The 14691-nt window shown below is 72.1% G+C and carries 14 protein-coding genes; 11 read left to right on the top strand and 3 right to left on the bottom strand.

What is annotated here, in order from left to right:
• Positions 1 to 22 precede the first annotated feature (22 nt).
• The 4 genes from egtA to egtD are packed head-to-tail and all read left to right on the top strand — an operon-like array spanning position 23 to position 4314.
• Positions 23 to 1249, top strand: coding sequence for an ergothioneine biosynthesis glutamate--cysteine ligase EgtA (gene egtA / locus ACH34S_RS36505; protein ID WP_395957468.1), 1227 nt, complete (start codon positions 23 to 25; stop codon positions 1247 to 1249).
• Positions 1237 to 2604, top strand: coding sequence for an ergothioneine biosynthesis protein EgtB (gene egtB, locus ACH34S_RS36500; RefSeq protein ID WP_395957467.1), 1368 nt, complete (start codon positions 1237 to 1239; stop codon positions 2602 to 2604). The genes egtA and egtB overlap by 13 nt, the downstream gene beginning before the upstream one ends.
• 1 nt (position 2605) lies before the next feature.
• On the top strand, positions 2606 to 3346 hold the full coding sequence (egtC, locus tag ACH34S_RS36495) for an ergothioneine biosynthesis protein EgtC (RefSeq protein ID WP_395957466.1): 741 nt from the start codon (positions 2606 to 2608) through the stop codon (positions 3344 to 3346).
• An 11-nt stretch (positions 3347 to 3357) separates the two neighbouring features.
• Positions 3358 to 4314 carry an L-histidine N(alpha)-methyltransferase gene (gene egtD, locus ACH34S_RS36490; RefSeq protein ID WP_395957465.1) on the top strand — a complete coding sequence of 319 codons (957 nt, stop codon included), beginning with the start codon at positions 3358 to 3360 and terminating at the stop codon, positions 4312 to 4314.
• Between the two features lie 51 nt (positions 4315 to 4365).
• Here egtD and ACH34S_RS36485 read toward each other — a convergent pair whose 3' ends face one another.
• Entirely contained in the window at positions 4366 to 5142 is a 777-nt protein-coding gene (locus ACH34S_RS36485; RefSeq protein WP_395957464.1) for an SGNH/GDSL hydrolase family protein, read from the bottom strand.
• A 265-nt stretch (positions 5143 to 5407) separates the two neighbouring features.
• On the opposite strand from ACH34S_RS36485, the gene ACH34S_RS36480 reads away from it, so the two are divergent.
• Both ACH34S_RS36480 and ACH34S_RS36475 read left to right on the top strand, forming a co-directional pair.
• Positions 5408 to 6565: an acyltransferase family protein gene (locus tag ACH34S_RS36480; RefSeq protein ID WP_395957463.1), complete on the top strand. Its 1158-nt coding sequence runs from the start codon at positions 5408 to 5410 to the stop codon at positions 6563 to 6565.
• Positions 6480 to 7673, top strand: a complete 1194-nt coding sequence (locus tag ACH34S_RS36475) for a hypothetical protein (RefSeq protein ID WP_395957462.1) — start codon at positions 6480 to 6482, stop codon at positions 7671 to 7673. The genes ACH34S_RS36480 and ACH34S_RS36475 overlap by 86 nt, the downstream gene beginning before the upstream one ends.
• A gap of 135 nt (positions 7674 to 7808) precedes the next feature.
• Here the strand turns inward: ACH34S_RS36475 and ACH34S_RS36470 are convergent, their stop codons facing one another.
• A complete protein-coding gene (locus ACH34S_RS36470; protein WP_395957461.1) occupies positions 7809 to 8351 on the bottom strand; it encodes a cysteine dioxygenase in 543 nt (180 codons plus the stop codon).
• 185 nt (positions 8352 to 8536) lie between these two features.
• Here ACH34S_RS36470 and ACH34S_RS36465 point away from each other — a divergent pair, with 185 nt between their 5' ends.
• Positions 8537 to 9640, top strand: a complete 1104-nt coding sequence (locus tag ACH34S_RS36465; protein WP_395957460.1) for a LacI family DNA-binding transcriptional regulator — start codon at positions 8537 to 8539, stop codon at positions 9638 to 9640.
• Between the two features lie 3 nt (positions 9641 to 9643).
• On the opposite strand, the gene ACH34S_RS36460 is transcribed toward ACH34S_RS36465, so the two are convergent.
• Positions 9644 to 11107 carry an aromatic amino acid ammonia-lyase gene (locus tag ACH34S_RS36460; RefSeq protein WP_395957459.1) on the bottom strand — a complete coding sequence of 488 codons (1464 nt, stop codon included), beginning with the start codon at positions 11105 to 11107 and terminating at the stop codon, positions 9644 to 9646.
• A gap of 177 nt (positions 11108 to 11284) precedes the next feature.
• Here ACH34S_RS36460 and ACH34S_RS36455 point away from each other — a divergent pair, with 177 nt between their 5' ends.
• Genes ACH34S_RS36455 through ACH34S_RS36440 form a run of 4 tightly spaced genes read left to right on the top strand, consistent with a single transcriptional unit; the run spans position 11285 to position 14691 of the window.
• Positions 11285 to 12421 carry an ABC transporter ATP-binding protein gene (locus tag ACH34S_RS36455; protein WP_395957458.1) on the top strand — a complete coding sequence of 379 codons (1137 nt, stop codon included), beginning with the start codon at positions 11285 to 11287 and terminating at the stop codon, positions 12419 to 12421.
• Positions 12421 to 13071, top strand: a complete 651-nt coding sequence (locus ACH34S_RS36450; RefSeq protein ID WP_395957457.1) for an ABC transporter permease — start codon at positions 12421 to 12423, stop codon at positions 13069 to 13071. The genes ACH34S_RS36455 and ACH34S_RS36450 overlap by 1 nt, the downstream gene beginning before the upstream one ends.
• Positions 13068 to 13754: an ABC transporter permease gene (locus tag ACH34S_RS36445; RefSeq protein ID WP_395957456.1), complete on the top strand. Its 687-nt coding sequence runs from the start codon at positions 13068 to 13070 to the stop codon at positions 13752 to 13754. The genes ACH34S_RS36450 and ACH34S_RS36445 overlap by 4 nt, the downstream gene beginning before the upstream one ends.
• A 16-nt stretch (positions 13755 to 13770) precedes the next feature.
• Entirely contained in the window at positions 13771 to 14691 is a 921-nt protein-coding gene (locus ACH34S_RS36440) for a glycine betaine ABC transporter substrate-binding protein (RefSeq protein WP_395957455.1), read from the top strand.

Below are 14691 nucleotides of genomic sequence, written 5' to 3'. Positions count from 1 at the left end.
TCGAATTACGCGGGGAGTGATCGTGACCCGGATGACCGTCGACGATGTCTACCAGCACATTCGCGGCGTCTGCTTCAAGACAGGCCCGCCCGGGACCGTCGGTGCCGAGACCGAGTGGCTCGTCGTCGACCACGCCGATCCCGCCGCCCATGTGGCGGGCGACCGGGTGCGCGCGCTCGTCGACGGCGCCGGGCCGCCCTCCGGCGGGAGCCGGGTGACCTACGAGCCGGGCGGGCAGGTCGAGCTCAGCTCCGCGCCGTTCGGCAAGCTCGCCGAGCTGCACACCGCCCTCGACGGCGACATCGCGCACGTCCGGGACGCGCTCGCGCCGGACGGCCTCGTCCTCGCCGGGCACGGCGTCGACCCCGTCCGGCGGCCCGTGTTCCAGGCCGACCATCCGCGCTACGCCTGCATGCGCGACTACTTCCACTCCGGCGGCTTCACCGACGCGGGCATGGCGATGATGTGCTCGACCGCGTCCGTCCAGGTCAACCTGGACATCGGCGCCGACGACCCGGACGCGGCCCGGCGCTGGCGGCTCGTGCACGCGCTCGGCCCGGTGCTGGTCGCCGCGTTCGCGAACTCGCCGCTGCGCGCCGGGCGCCGCACCGGGATGCGCTCGACGCGGCAGGGCATCTGGACCGAGCTCGACCCCTGCCGCACCCTGCCCGTCCTGCGCGACGGCGAGGACGGCGACCCCGCCGAGGCGTGGACGCGGTACGCGCTCGACGCCCGCGTCATGCTCCTCCACACCGCGGAGGGCGAATGGGTCACCGACCCCGGAATGTCGTTCCTGGAGTGGCTGGCCAAGGGCGAGCCCGGCGAGGAGGACCTCGCCTACCACCTGTCCACGCTGTTCCCGCCCGTCCGGCCGCGCGGCTGGCTGGAGCTGCGCATGATCGACGCGCTGCCCCCGCCGTACTGGCCCGTCCCCGTCGCGGTCGCGACCGCGCTGCTGGACGACCCCGCCGCATCGCGCGCCGCGGAGGCCGCCGCCGAACCGGTGGCGGACCGCTGGGCGCAGGCCGCCCGCCGCGGCCTCTCCGACGCCCCCCTGGCCGCGGCCGCGCGGGCCTGCTTCACCGCGGCGCTGGACGCGCTGCCCCGGCTCGGCGCGTCCGGGCTCGCCCCGCCGGTCGAGGAGTACGCCCGCCGGTACGTCGAGCGCGGCCGCACCCCCGCCGACGACCCGCCGTCCCCGTCCCCGTCACCGTCTCTTCAGGAGGAGGACTCTTCATGGCTCCGATGAGCGCCCCCGGCTCGATCGCGGAAGACGATCTGAAAGAGCTGATCGCCGCCGAGCTCGGCGCGGTGCGGGACCGCAGCTTCGGCCTCACCACCGACGTCCTCGCCGGGGACGACCTCACCGGCCAGGTGTCGCCGCTGATGTCGCCCCTGGTGTGGGACCTGGCGCACGTCGGCAACTACGAGGAGCTGTGGCTGCTGCGCGCGGCGGCGGGCATCGAGGCCATGCGTCCCGAGATCGACGACCTGTACGACGCGTTCGAGCATCCGCGCGCCGAACGGCCGTCGCTGCCGCTGCTGCCGCCGGAGGAGGCGCGTTCCTACATCGGGACGGTCCGCGCCAAGGTGCTCGACTCGCTGGCGTCGGTGCGGTTCGACACGGCGAATCCGCTGACCTCGGGCGGGTTCGTGTACGGGATGGTCGTCCAGCACGAGCACATGCACGACGAGACCATGCTGGCCACCCACCAGTTGCGCAAAGGCGCCCCCGCGCTCCTGGATCCCTTGGCCGAGCCATTGCGGAACGGCGGTCCGGGTACCGGTCCGGGTTCTGGAGCGGACGAGGTGCTGATCGAGGCCGGTCCATTCCAGATGGGGACGTCCGATCACCCGTGGGCCTACGACAATGAGCGTCCGGCGCACATGGTGGACGTTCCCGCGTACTACATCGACGTAGAGCCCGTGACCAACGCAGCCTATATCGCGTTCATCGAAGCCGGCGGATACGACGACCCGCGCTGGTGGGATCCCGCCGGATGGGAATGGCGCAACGGCAGCGGCAAACGCGCCCCCGCGTTCTGGTCCCGCGAGGGCGGGCAGGGCGGGCAGTGGCTGCGGCGCCGGTTCGGGCGGACGGAACCCGTCCCGCCTGGCGAACCCGTCCAGCACGTGTGCTGGTACGAGGCCGACGCCTACGCGCGCTGGGCCGGAAAGCGGCTCCCGACCGAGGCCGAGTGGGAGAAGGCCGCGCGCTGGGACCCCGTCGCAGAGCGTTCCCGCACGTTCCCGTGGGGCGAGCACTACGGGGAGGGCCACGCCAACCTCGGGCAGCAGATGCTCCGCCCGTCGGAGACCGGGGCCTACGCGTCGGGTGCGTCGGCGTACGGGGTGAGGCGGATGCTGGGCGACGTGTGGGAGTGGACGTCGTCCGACTTCCACGGCTATCCCGGCTTCCGGTCGTTCCCCTACAAGGAGTACTCGGAGGTCTTCTTCGGTCCCGAGTACAAGGTGCTGCGCGGCGGTTCGTGGGCGACGCACCCGCTCGCGATACGCGGGTCGTTCCGCAACTGGGACTACCCCATCCGCAGGCAGATCTTCTCCGGCTTCCGCTGTGCCCGGACCCCACGGGAAGGAGCCTGACATGTGCCGCCACCTCGGCTACCTGGGCCCTGACCGTACGCTGCACTCCCTCATCTACGACGGCGAGTACTCCCTGGAGACGCAGGCGTACGCGCCGCGCATGACCCAGGGGAACCTGCTCAACGCGGACGGGTTCGGCGTCGGCTGGTACCAGGACGGGGAGGCGGAGGCCGTCCGGTTCCGCCGCGCCCAGCCGCTCTGGACCGACGCGTCGTTCCGCGAGGTCGCCGGTGCCGTCCGGGCTTCCTGCGCGGTCGCCGCCCTCAGGTCGGCGACGGTCGGGTTTCCCGTGGACGAGTCGTGCGCGCAGCCGTTCCGCGCCGGGACGTGGCTGTTCAGCCACAACGGCAAGGTCGAGGACTACGGCGCGGTCGAGTCCAAGCTCCGCGACCTCACCGGGGACGTCTCCGATGTCCCGGACGCCCGCGCCCCGGTCGACTCCGCGCCGCTGTTCGCGCTCGCCGTCCGGCACTGGCGGGAGGGCCGCCCGCTCGGCGACGGGCTGGCCGCCGTCGTCGCCGCCGTCACCGCGCTCTCGCCCGGCCGCTACAACCTGCTCGCCTCCGACAGGACGTCCCTCGCCGCCACGACATGGGGCGACTCGCTGTTCGTCCGGGAGGGCGGCGGCGAGATATGGATCGCGTCCGAACCGCTCGACGGCGGCCCCGGCTGGACGCCCGTCCCCGACCGCTCGCTCGTCACCGCCGGCCTCGCCTCCGGCGTCCGCATCGACCCGCTCTGAAGGAGAACCACGTGGACCGGTTCCTGACCGCCGACGACCTCGCCAAGACGCTCCGCCAGGACGTCCGGGACGGGCTCGCCGGCACGCCCAAGACCCTGCCGCCCAAGTGGTTCTACGACGAGCGCGGCAGCGCGCTCTTCGAGGAGATCACCAAGCTGGAGGAGTACTACCCGACCCGGCGCGAGCGGGAGATCCTGCTCGCGCGGGCGCCCGACATCGCCGCCGCCACCGGCGCGCGGACGCTCCTGGAACTCGGCGCGGGGTCGGGCGAGAAGACCCGGCTGCTGCTCGGCGCCCTCTCCGGCACGCTCCGCTCCTACGTTCCGGTCGACGTCAGCGGCGACTTCCTGGCGGAGGCCGCGGCGGGCATCGCGGCCGACCATCCGGGGCTGACCGTCCGGGCCGTCGTCGCCGACTACGAGCAGCACCTGCACCTGCTGCCCGCCGGCGAGCGCCGCCTCGTCGCCTTCCTCGGCGGGACGATCGGGAACATGCCGCCCGCCGACCGGATCGGGTTCCTCGGCGGCGTCCGCGCCACCATGTCCGGCGGCGACTTCCTGCTGCTCGGCGCCGACCTCGTCAAGGACGCCGGGCGGCTCGTCCGCGCCTACGACGACGACGCCGGGGTCACCGCCGAGTTCAACCGGAACGTCCTGCGCGTCATCAACCGGGAGCTGGACGCCGACTTCGACCCGGACGCGTTCGAGCACGTCGCCCGCTGGGACGAGGCGGAGGAGTGGATCGAGATGCGGCTGCGGTCCGTCCGCGACCAGGACGTCCGCGTTCGCGGCCTCGACCTGGCGGTGTCGTTCGCGGCCGGGGAGGAGATGCGCACCGAGATCTCCGCCAAGTTCCGGCGCGAACGCCTCGAAGCCGAGCTCGCCGCGGCCGGATTGGAGCTCGCCGAGTTCTGGACGGACGAGGCCGCCGACTTCTCCCTGACCCTGGCCCGCCCCGCGGACGGTTAGGAGTTACGGACGAGCGGCCAGGACTTCCGGGCGGCCAGGACTTCCGGGCGGTCAGGACTTCCGGGCGGGGCGGTCGAGGCCGAACCGCGTCAGGTCCGAGACCAGGCGGGTCGCCACGTAGCGGTGGCCCGCCGGGCTCGGATGGGTGCGGTCACGCTTGATGTACTGCACCGCGTTGCCCGTGCCCGCCGTCCGGTCCCCGGTGATCCACCGCTCGCCGATCGGGTCGACGAACGGGACGCCGAGCTGCGCGGCGAGGTTGCGCAGCGCGTCGCGGATGGCGACCGCGCCCGGATAGGGCGTGTCCGAGCCCCACAGCGGGCCCATCAGCACGATGTGCGTGCCCGGCCAGCGCTGCCGCGCCCGCTCGATCAGCAGATGCGCCGCCGCCGCGACCTGCGGCGCCGGGACGCGCCAGTCGTTGTGCCCGCCGGACACGATCAGCATGTCCGGCGCGGGACGCCAGCCGAGCTGGCTCTCGAACAGCCCGAGGTAGGCGGCGCCGCCGCTCGTCTTGACGAACCCGGCGCCCGCGCGCCCGCCGACGAAGACCTGCCAGCCCAGCAGCCGGGCCGTCGCGGACGCGAACGTCTCCTCCGGCTCGACGCCCCGGTCGCCGACCGTGTAGCTGTCGCCGAGGAACATCACCACGGACGGGTTCTTCGGGGTGGCGGGCTCCCCCTTCTCACCCTGCCCGGGGCCGTCCGCCACCGCCTGCCGGTGCACCGAACCCCGGAACACCGAGCAGCCGGACGCGGACAGGGCCGCGGCCAGGCTCAGGCACAGCACGAGAGTCGCCGCGCCGCGTCGGGCGCGGCGAGATGTCATCGAGAACCACCCATCGTCCAGGACGATTCTTTCCAGCCCATCAGATTGTCAAAGAACATCAGTCGCCCGGGGAGCATTCAGAGTCTCGGAGGTTGCACCGCATCCTACTGATCCGGCACGCGCCGGGGGGCCGGTCTGGGCACGGCGCGGCGAGTCCGGTGCCGAGCCTCGCGTCGGGCTCGCGTCAGGGAATCGCGGCCTCGCCTACATCCGCCGTTCACTTTCCGGCTCGGGGCGGGAAACCTGGCGCCGAAAGGGTTCCGCGGTGACCCGACCGGAACGGCTCCGCGAACTCGACCTCCTGCGCTTCCTGGCCGCGATGGCCGTGGTGCTGTTCCACTTCGCCGGCTTCTGGGGCAAGGGCGCGTGGCCGGACCCGGCGCGCGAGGTGTTCCCGGAGCTCGCGCCGCTCGCCCGGTTCGGCTACCTCGGCGTCGACCTGTTCTTCGTCATCAGCGGGTTCGTGATCCTGATGAGCGCGTGGGGGCGCGGGCCGGGGGAGTTCGGGATCTCGCGGCTCGTCCGGCTGATGCCCGCGTACTGGGTGAGCGTGCTGCTCGGCGCCGCCATCTACGGGATCTTCCGGCAGGGGAACGGCGTCCCCGGGCTGGTCCTGCCGAACCTCACGATGCTGCAGGGCGGGCTCGGCCTGCGGAACGTGGACGCCGTCTACTGGACGCTCTGGGTCGAACTCCACTTCTACGTCCTCGCCGCGATCCTGGCGGCGATCGGCATCACCTACCGCTCCTGCCTCGTCTTCATGGCGGTCTGGATGTTCGGCGGCCTGTTCGCGGACGAGGCCGGACACGAACTCCTCCAGGTGATGCTGGTCCCGACGTGGAGCCCGTACTTCATCGCCGGAATGGCGTTCTTCCTGATCCACAGGTTCGGGTCGACGCTCCTGCTCTGGGGATACGTGGCCGCCTCGTACCTGCTGGCGCTGCGCTGGGGCGCCTGGCGCGCGGAGAACGCGTTCCGGAACGCGGACGAGGTCGTGGTCAGCGCCGTCATCACCGGCATCTTCGTCGTGATGGCGCTCGTCGCGACGGGCCGGCTGCGCCGGCTGCGGTGGAAGGGCCTGACCGTGCTCGGGGCGCTCACGTATCCGCTGTATCTCGTCCATTCGCAGCTGGCGCTGCCCTTGCTGGACGCGATCTATCCGGGGCTCAACAGGTGGGCGGCGCTCGCGCTCGTCATCGCCGCGTCGTTGCTGGCCGCGTATGCAGTGCACCGGCTCGTCGAACGTCCGGGCGCCGCCTGGATGCGGGCCCGCCTGCGCGCGGCGCTGGAACCGATCCGGTCGTCGGCGGCCCCGCCCGTGACTAGGTTGGTCGATCATGGCGATCGGGGTGGACGCGGCGGCGATGGCCTCAACGGCGGTGAGCCTCGCGATCGCACCCCGGCTGATGCGATGCAGAGCTGAAGACGCGCGAGCCGAGAGGCGCGGGAGGCGCTGGTGGGCGCGTCCGGAAGCCTTCCTCCTGCTGACGGTCGCGCTCGTCTACGTCAACCAGGTGCTGTTCACGGTCTACGTGACGCGCGTGCATGGCGGCGACCCGTCGTTCATCGCGAAATACCTGCCGGAGGGCTGGTTCGCTATCGCCGACGGCCCGGCCATGCGCAGCCTCACGGAACACTTTCCCTGGCCCGAGGTGCTCGCGCCCTCCGTCCTGCGGGTGCAGGCGTTCCTGGAACTGCCACTCGTGCTCCTGGCGTACGTCACCGTGCTGCGCTGGCTGGACCGCGGCCTGTACCGGCGTGTGGGCCGTTCCTGGCTCGTGTGGGCGGCGTCGGCGTCCTACACCTTCGTCTTCTGCACGGTCGAATGGGATCTGCGCAACCCCTACACGACGGACGACATCGTCATCCGGATCTGCTCGGCCCTGGCGACGCCTCTCCTTCTCCGCTGGCTGGCCGCGCAAGAGCCGGAGGAGGACACGCCTAAGACGACGGTGTCATTCGTGCAGATGCTCCTCTTCGCCGTCTCCGTGTGGGCCCTGGGGCATCTCGTCCTCACCGTGTACGACACCGCCCTCCTCTACAACCTCGGCCATCTGAACGGACGCCTCCCAGGCGCGGCGGTCGCGTTGTGCATCCTCGTGGTGTCGCGCTGGACGTCGTCACGCCTGAGCCCGGGTCGGGACGCCGACATAGGACTGTCGTCCATAGCGGGCGGATTGCGCTGGACGCTGGTGCTCTTCTTCGTGCCCGCCTTGGCGATCCGCTACGGCGTGAACTTCGGAACGCCGCTCGTCGCCGTCCTGGCAGGACTCCTCGTCTGCCTGACCGCCACCGTCTGCGCGCTACGGGAAGAACTGGCCGGGGCGCAGGCGAAACGCATCGCGCTCTGGGCCGTACAAGCATGCGCGGCACTCTTCGCCGCAGGAGTAACCGGATACCTCGCCGTGAACCTGGTGACCGACACCTACTACGAAGCCGGGCTTCTGCGAGGGGCGGGCGTGTCCTTCGCGGTGGTCATCGCGGTGTGCGCCTGGAGCGACCGTTGGATCCGCCCGAGGCCGGGGGTGTGACACGTCTGCGGCGACGTGCGCTTAAGGAGTTGTGGGCGTCCGGCCGATGTGAGCGGGCTTCGGCCGGACGCACCGCCTCCGGTGGGCTCGTCTCCCCCGGTCGGGCCCACCGGAGGCTCCACTCTCCGGGGCTCGTCAGGACGGATCCTCCAGGGGCCGCGGTTCTTCCGGCGGCCGCAGTTCCTCCGTGTAGTCGACGGCCAGGCGGCGCATGACGCCCGACTCGTCGATGGAGTACTGGCCGAGCCGGCTCAGCGGCGGCGAGTAGGCGTGGATCGAGACGCTGGCGTCCTCCACGCCCGTCAGCCGGTGGATGTGGTCGGGGCCGAAGCAGAACGACCGCCCCTCGGCGACCACGGTGCGCAGCGGCTCGCCGCCGATCCGCGGGTTGTTCTCCTCGATCGCCCCGGCGACGACGCGGACGGCGCCCGACGACACGTCGTGGTCATGCCAGCCGGTGTCGTTCTCGGGCGTCCAGCACAGGAGCCAGACGTCGACGTGCTCGTCCCGGTAGAGCGAGGCGTAGTGGCGCCGCCCGCCGGGGAACGCGACGTGCTGCCGCCACAGTCCGGGCCGCCCGGCGAGGCCGTCGACGAGCGCGCGCAGCTCGCGCCTGTCGAGCGGACGGCCGGGCAGGTGCTCGAAGCCGGTGGGGCGGGACAGGACCTCTGACGACACGGGCTCGCTCCTCTCCGGTATCCCGGTCGTGGCCCATCCCTTCTTGAAGTCGATGGGCGCATGGCGAACGGGCTGGACACCGCTACTGAACCGCATCAGTTAAGCGTTTCAGTGAATCGGTTCAGACATCGTCCCGTCAAGTAACGTCCGTTGTTCTGTCGTCGGCGCCATCTAGGGTTGGGGGGATGTCGGAGAAGCGCAAGCGCGCGACCATCCGGGAAGTGGCGCAGGCGACGGGGCTGTCGCCCGCGGCCGTGTCATACGCGCTGCGCGGGATCCAGACCTCGGAGGAGACGCAGGAGCGGGTCCGCGCGGCGGCGGACGAGCTCGGCTACGAGGCCCACCCGATCGCGCGGGCGCTCGCCAGCGGCCGCACCGACCAGGTCGGGCTCCTGTGCGGTTCGCTTGAAGACTATTGGCAGCAGTCGCTCGCGGTCGGCATCGGCCGCGCGCTGCTGGCCCGCGACCGCTACGCCCTCATCGTCGACGCGGGCGGCGACCCCGAACGGGAGAAGGCGCTCGCCCGGCGCCTGCGCGACCAGCGGGTCGACGGCCTCATCGTCCAGCCGCTCGACCCGTCCGCCGCGCTGTGGACGGAGCTGGCGGGCACCGTCCCGGTGGTGTCCATCGGCGACGCGCTGCACGGCGGCCAGGCGCAGGGCGAGGTCGTGTTCGACAACCGGCGCGGCGTCACGCTCGCGCTGGAGCACCTGCGCGACCTCGGGCACCAGCGGGTCACCGTCTTCACCTCGACCCGCGCCAGCACCCCCGACCGTCCCGCCGACGTGCACGTGAACGCCGAGGCCGAGCGGCTGGGCCTGCGGGTCGACGTGGTCGTCGTGCCGCAGTCGCTCGCCGCCTCCACCGACGTCGCCATGCGGGTGCTCGGCGGCGCCGACCGGCCGTCCGCCGTGTTCTGCTTCGCCGACTCGATCGCCTACGGCGTCTACGCCGCCACCCGCGAGCTGGGCCTCGCCGTCCCCGGCGACGTCGCGGTCTGCGGGTACGACAACCATCCGATGTCCGCGCTGCTCACGCCGCCGCTCACCACCGTCGACTGGGACATCGACGGCATCGTGCACTCCGCCGTCCGCCTCATCGTGGACGTCATCGACGGCAAGCCGCGCAAGCGCCGCGTCGTCCGCGAGCCGTCCCTGCGCATCCGCGCCTCGACCGGCGACCGCCCCGGCACGGAACCCGGTGACCGGCCTGGCGCGGAGCCCGGTGACCGGCCCGGCGATCGGCCTGGCGCGGGGCCCGGGGCCGAGCCCGGGGTCGAGCCCGGGTAGGGGTCACGGGTGCAGGCGGGCGAGGCGGGGGAGCAGGTCCGCGGCGGCGGCGATGTCGGCGTCCAGCGGCCGGTCCTCCACGCGCTCGTCCAGCACACCGGTCGCCAGGTCGAGCGCCGACCTGAGCGGCCCGCCGGACGGCGCGCGGCCCTGCATCCGCAGCGCCCGCACCGCGGCGACCAGCTCGCAGCCGAGCCCGAGCCGGTAGGCGGCGACGGCGTCGGTGGTCGCGCGGGCCGACTGGGTCGAGAAGCCCGCGTGCTCCTCGACGCCGCGCGACAGCACCGCGCTGCCGAGCGCCGCCGGGGTCGCGAGGCGGCGGACGTCCGCCAGGCACGAGTGCGTCACATACTCCAAGATCATGATCCCGGACGACGCCTCCGTCGCGGCCTGGAAGGGATACAGGCCGGTGAAGGACGGCTCCGCGAGCGTCCCGAGCCGGGCGGCGGCCAGCGCCATCGTCTGGAACAGCGCGGCGCGGGCGGCGTCGAGCGCGAGCCCGACGTAGGCGGTGTGGAAGTTGCCGTTGTGCCAGACCGTCCGGCCGGGAACGTCCACGAGCGGGTTCTCCGCGGCGGCGTTGATCTCCCGCGTGACGACCTGCTCGGCGTAGCCGGCCGCCTCCAGCGCCGGACCGTGCACCTGCGGGAACGCCCGGTACCCGTACGGGTCCTGGATGCGCATCGGGGCCGGCTGGTCGAAGGCGAGCAGCGTCCGCATCGCCGCCGCGACGTCCTGCTGGCCTGGATGCGGGCACGCGTCCTGCACGGCCTGCGCGTACGGCTCCTCCGACCCTCTGACGGCGAAGTGCGACAGCGCCGCCACGACCGTCGACGCGGCGAGCATCTCCCGCAGGTCCGCCACCGCGAGCGCCGCCTCGCCGAGCGTCGCCGCGTTCGAGCTGATGAACGCCAGCGCGTCGGCCGACCGCAGCCGGTAGCCGGGGCCGCGCTCGGCCGCGCCGTCCGGCCCCGGCCGCCAGGGCCGCTCGCCGAGCAGGCACAGCGCCGTCGAGGCCAGCGCGGTCAGGTCACCCGTCCCGATCGCGCCGTACACCGGCACCGGAGGAAGCAGGCCCAGGTTGAGGACGTCCGCCAGCGCGTGCAGCACCCCCGGCTCGACGCCCGAGCCGCCCGCCGCGAGCTGGTTCAGCCGGACCGTCAGCATCGCCCGGACGATCTCCGGCGCGACCAGCGGCCCCGCGCCCGCCGCGTGGCTGCGCAGCAGCCGCAGGCCGTGGGCGTCGGCGTCCTCCCACTCCACGTCGACGGCGCGGTTCGCGCCGACCCCGGTCGTCCGCCCGTACACCGGCCGGGCGGCGGATACCTCGGCGGCCGTCCGCCAGGCCGCGCGGGCCCGGTCGACGCCGTCCGGCGCTATGGCGACCGTCACATCTTCGCGGGCCGCGCGTACCACCTGCGCGCACGTCAGCGCCGCCCCGTCGATAACGATTCGGCTGTCCTCCACGGCGCACCGCTACTTTCCCTGCATTCCAGGTCGTTATGCTCAACATCGGAGGTTCCGGACACACCGGAACACCAAGGTGACCGTACCCATTGGTTACGGTTGGGTAGAAGTGAGTTACGGCAGGCAGAAGCCGGAGTCGGAGATCGGCGTCGAGGGCGCCCCGCGAGGAGTGAATCGTTGATCACCTTTGAGGGCGTCACCAAGCGCTACCCGGGCGGCACCGTCGCGCTCGACGATGTCAGCCTCGACTGCCAGGCGGGCCGCATCACCGTGTTCGTCGGCACGTCCGGCGGCGGCAAGACCACCGCGCTGCGCACCATCAACCGGATGGTGGAGCCCACGTCCGGACGGGTCCTCATCGACGGGCGGGACGTCCGCGAGCAGCGGCCCGCCGAGCTGCGGCGCGGCATCGGCTACGTGATCCAGCACGCCGGGCTGTTCCCGCACCGCACCATCGAGGACAACATCGCCACCGTCCCGTACCTGCTGCGCTGGAGCAAGAAGAAGGCGCGGGAGCGGGCCCTGGAGCTGATGGAGCGGGTCGGGCTCGAGCACTCGATGGCCAAGCGCTACCCGTTCCAGCTGTCCGGCGGCCAGCAGCAGCGCGTCGGCGTCGCCCGCGCCCTCGCCGCCGACCCGCCGATCATGCTGATGGACGAGCCGTTCAGCGCCGTCGACCCCGTCGTCCGCGCCGAGCTGCAGGACGAGTTCCTCCGCCTCCAGGACGAGCTGCACAAGACGATCGTGTTCGTCACCCACGACATCGACGAGGCCATCAAGCTCGGCGACACGATCGCGGTCTTCCGGACCGGCGGGAAGCTCGTCCAGGTCGACAGCCCCGAGAACGTGCTCGCCCACCCGGCCGACGATTTCGTGGCCGGATTCATCGGCCAGAACCGCGGCATCCGGAGCCTGTCCTTCGCCGGGACGGGCGACCTGCGGCTGAGCGACGACGCGGTCCGTCCCGCGACCGCGACCGCCGCCGACGCCGCCGGTCTCGACTGGGTGCTCGTCGTCGACGAGGGCCGCCGTCCCCTGGGCTGGGCTCGTCCGGCCCTGGTGAAGGGCGCGCTGTCGGAGGCGCGGCTCGCGCCGGTCGGCGCGACGTTCCGCGTCGGCGCCGACTCCGTGCGCGTCGCGCTGGACGCCGCCGTCCTGTCCCCGGCGGGCCTGGCGGTCGGCGTCGACGAGGCGGGCGCGGTCATCGGCACCGCCGCCGGAACCGACCTGCTGGCCGTCCCGACCCACGGCGACGGCCCCCACGACACCGCCGCCGACACCGCGACCGGCGCCGACGGCGGAGGCGCGGGCTGATGGACATCGACTGGTCCTGGATCGCCGAGCACCGGGACACCCTCACCGAGCACGCGCTCATCCACCTCAGGCTGGCGCTGCTGCCGGTGCTGTTCGGGCTGCTCATCTCGCTGCCGCTCGGCGTGCTGTGCCGCCGCTGGGGCTGGCTCTACCCGCCGGCGCTGACCATCGCGAACGTGCTGTACGCGGTCCCGTCGCTGGCGCTGTTCATGATCTTCATCCAGTACACCGGGCTCACCGCGGCCACCGTCATGATCCCGCTGACCCTGTACAGCCTGTCGGTGCTCATCCCGAACGTGGTGGACGGCCTGGCGTCAGTGTCCGAACCGGTCCGGCAGGCCGCCACCGCCATGGGATTCGGCACGCTGCGCCGCCTCATGCAGGTCGAGCTGCCGATCGCCGTGCCGATCGTCATCGCCGGGACGCGGGTCGCCGCGGTGTCGTCCATCAGCCTCGTCGCCGTCGGGCAGCTGATCGGCCAGGGCGGGCTCGGCTACGACATCATCCGCGGCTACCAGCTCCAGTTCCAGACGCAGATCGTCGCCGCGACCGTCCTGATCGTGCTGCTGGCGCTCGTCACCGACGCGATCCTGGTCACCGTCCAGCGGCTGCTCACACCGTGGGCGCGGGCGCGGGGGGCGGCCTCATGAACGACCTCTGGAACCAGATCGACCTGTTCTGGACGTGGCTGACCGCGTCCTCCCAATGGCGGGGCGCCGAGGGGATCCCGCACCGCCTGCTGGAGCACCTCTACTACAGCGGGGTGTCGCTGCTCTGCGCCGCCGTGATCGGGCTGGCGCTCGGCCTGATCGTCGGCCACACCGGGCGCGGCGGGTTCCTCGCGATCAGCCTCGCCAACATCGCCCGCGCGATCCCCACGTTCGGCCTGGTGCTGTTCGTCGTCGTGATCGAGTACAGCATCACCCCGGTGCTGGTCGCGCTGGTCGCGCTCGCCGTCCCGCCGATCCTGGTCAACACCTTCGAGGGCGTCCGGGCCGTCGACGCCGACGCCAAGGACGCCGCCCGCGGCATGGGCATGACCGGATGGGGCGTGCTGTGGCGGGCCGAGCTGCCGATGGCGCTGCCGCTGATCCTGCTCGGGCTGCGGACGTCGGCGATCCAGGTCGTCGCCACCGCCACCATCGCCGCCTACCCGGGCTTCGGCGGTCTCGGCCGCTACATCATCGACGGCCTGGCCCGCAACGACTACCAGCTCGTCATCGGCGGCACCGTCCTGGTGGTGCTGCTCGCGCTGATCGTCCAGCTGATCTTCGCGGGCCTGCGCCGCCTCATCGTCTCGCCGGGGCTGCTCGGCTCGGCCCGTTCGTCCTGACCGGAGGAAAGAAACAATGAAGAAACTCATCCGTGGCGCGGTCGTCGGCCTGGTGGCCGCCCTGACCCTGTCCGCCTGCGGCGGCGGAGACTCCGGCGACGACAACCCGCTCGCCGGCGGCGGCGACGGCGGCACGATCACCGTCGGCGGCGCCAACTTCCCCGAGAGCAACCTCCTCGGCGAGCTGTACGCGCAGGCCCTCGAAGCCAAGGGCCTCAAGATCACCCGCAAGTTCAACATCGGCGCCCGCGAGGTCTACTACGACCAGGTCGTCAAGGGCGGCATCAGCGTCATGCCCGAGTACAACGGCGCGCTGCTGACGACGTCGGTCGACAAGGCCAGCACCGCCGCGACGACCGAGGAGATCAACGCGGCGCTCAGGGCCAAGCTGCCCGCCGAGGTCGAGATCCTGAACTCCGCCCAGGCCGAGGACAAGGACTCCGTCACCGTCAACCCGCAGACCGCGGCGAAGTACAACCTGAAGTCGATCGCCGACCTGCAGCCGGTCGCGAAGGAACTCACCATCGCCGGGCCGTCGGAGTTCAAGACGCGGCAGCAGGGGCTCGTCGGCCTGAAGAGCGCCTACGGCCTCGAGTTCAAGAAGTTCCAGCCGTTCGACGCCGGCGCCCAGGCCACCCTGGTGAAGCTCCTCACCGAGAACAAGATCCAGGCCGCCGACCTGTTCACCACCGACCCGACCATCGAGCAGAACAAGCTGGTCGTCCTCGAAGACCCGAAGAACGTCTTCAGCGCCCAGAACGTGACGCCGCTGGTGCACAAGCAGTCCGTGAACGACACGGCGCGGGCGGCCCTGAACGCCGTCTCCGCCAAGCTCACCACCCAGGACCTCCTGGACATGATGAAGCGCATCGCCATCGACAAGGACGACCAGGAGAAGGTCGCCGAGGAGTGGCTGAAGAAGTCCGGCCTGGCCTGA

The sequence above is a fragment of the Actinomadura sp. 3N508 genome (assembly GCF_044326375.1).
In the GTDB taxonomy this organism is placed as follows: domain Bacteria; phylum Actinomycetota; class Actinomycetes; order Streptosporangiales; family Streptosporangiaceae; genus Spirillospora.
This window is presented reverse-complemented; position numbering and strand designations above follow the sequence as displayed.

Bases quoted from the DNA above. Each gene is read 5' to 3' on its own strand.
- egtC (WP_395957466.1), top strand. From the start codon at position 2,606: ATGTGCCGCCACCTCGGCTACCTGGGCCCTGACCGTACGCTGCACTCC.
- ACH34S_RS36440 (WP_395957455.1), top strand. From the start codon at position 13,771: ATGAAGAAACTCATCCGTGGCGCGGTCGTCGGCCTGGTGGCCGCCCTG.
- ACH34S_RS36465 (WP_395957460.1), top strand. From the start codon at position 8,537: ATGTCGGAGAAGCGCAAGCGCGCGACCATCCGGGAAGTGGCGCAGGCG.
- ACH34S_RS36475 (WP_395957462.1), top strand. From the start codon at position 6,480: ATGGCGATCGGGGTGGACGCGGCGGCGATGGCCTCAACGGCGGTGAGC.
- ACH34S_RS36450 (WP_395957457.1), top strand. From the start codon at position 12,421: ATGGACATCGACTGGTCCTGGATCGCCGAGCACCGGGACACCCTCACC.
- ACH34S_RS36445 (WP_395957456.1), top strand. From the start codon at position 13,068: ATGAACGACCTCTGGAACCAGATCGACCTGTTCTGGACGTGGCTGACC.
- egtB (WP_395957467.1), top strand. From the start codon at position 1,237: ATGGCTCCGATGAGCGCCCCCGGCTCGATCGCGGAAGACGATCTGAAA.
- ACH34S_RS36485 (WP_395957464.1), bottom strand. From the start codon at position 5,142: ATGACATCTCGCCGCGCCCGACGCGGCGCGGCGACTCTCGTGCTGTGC.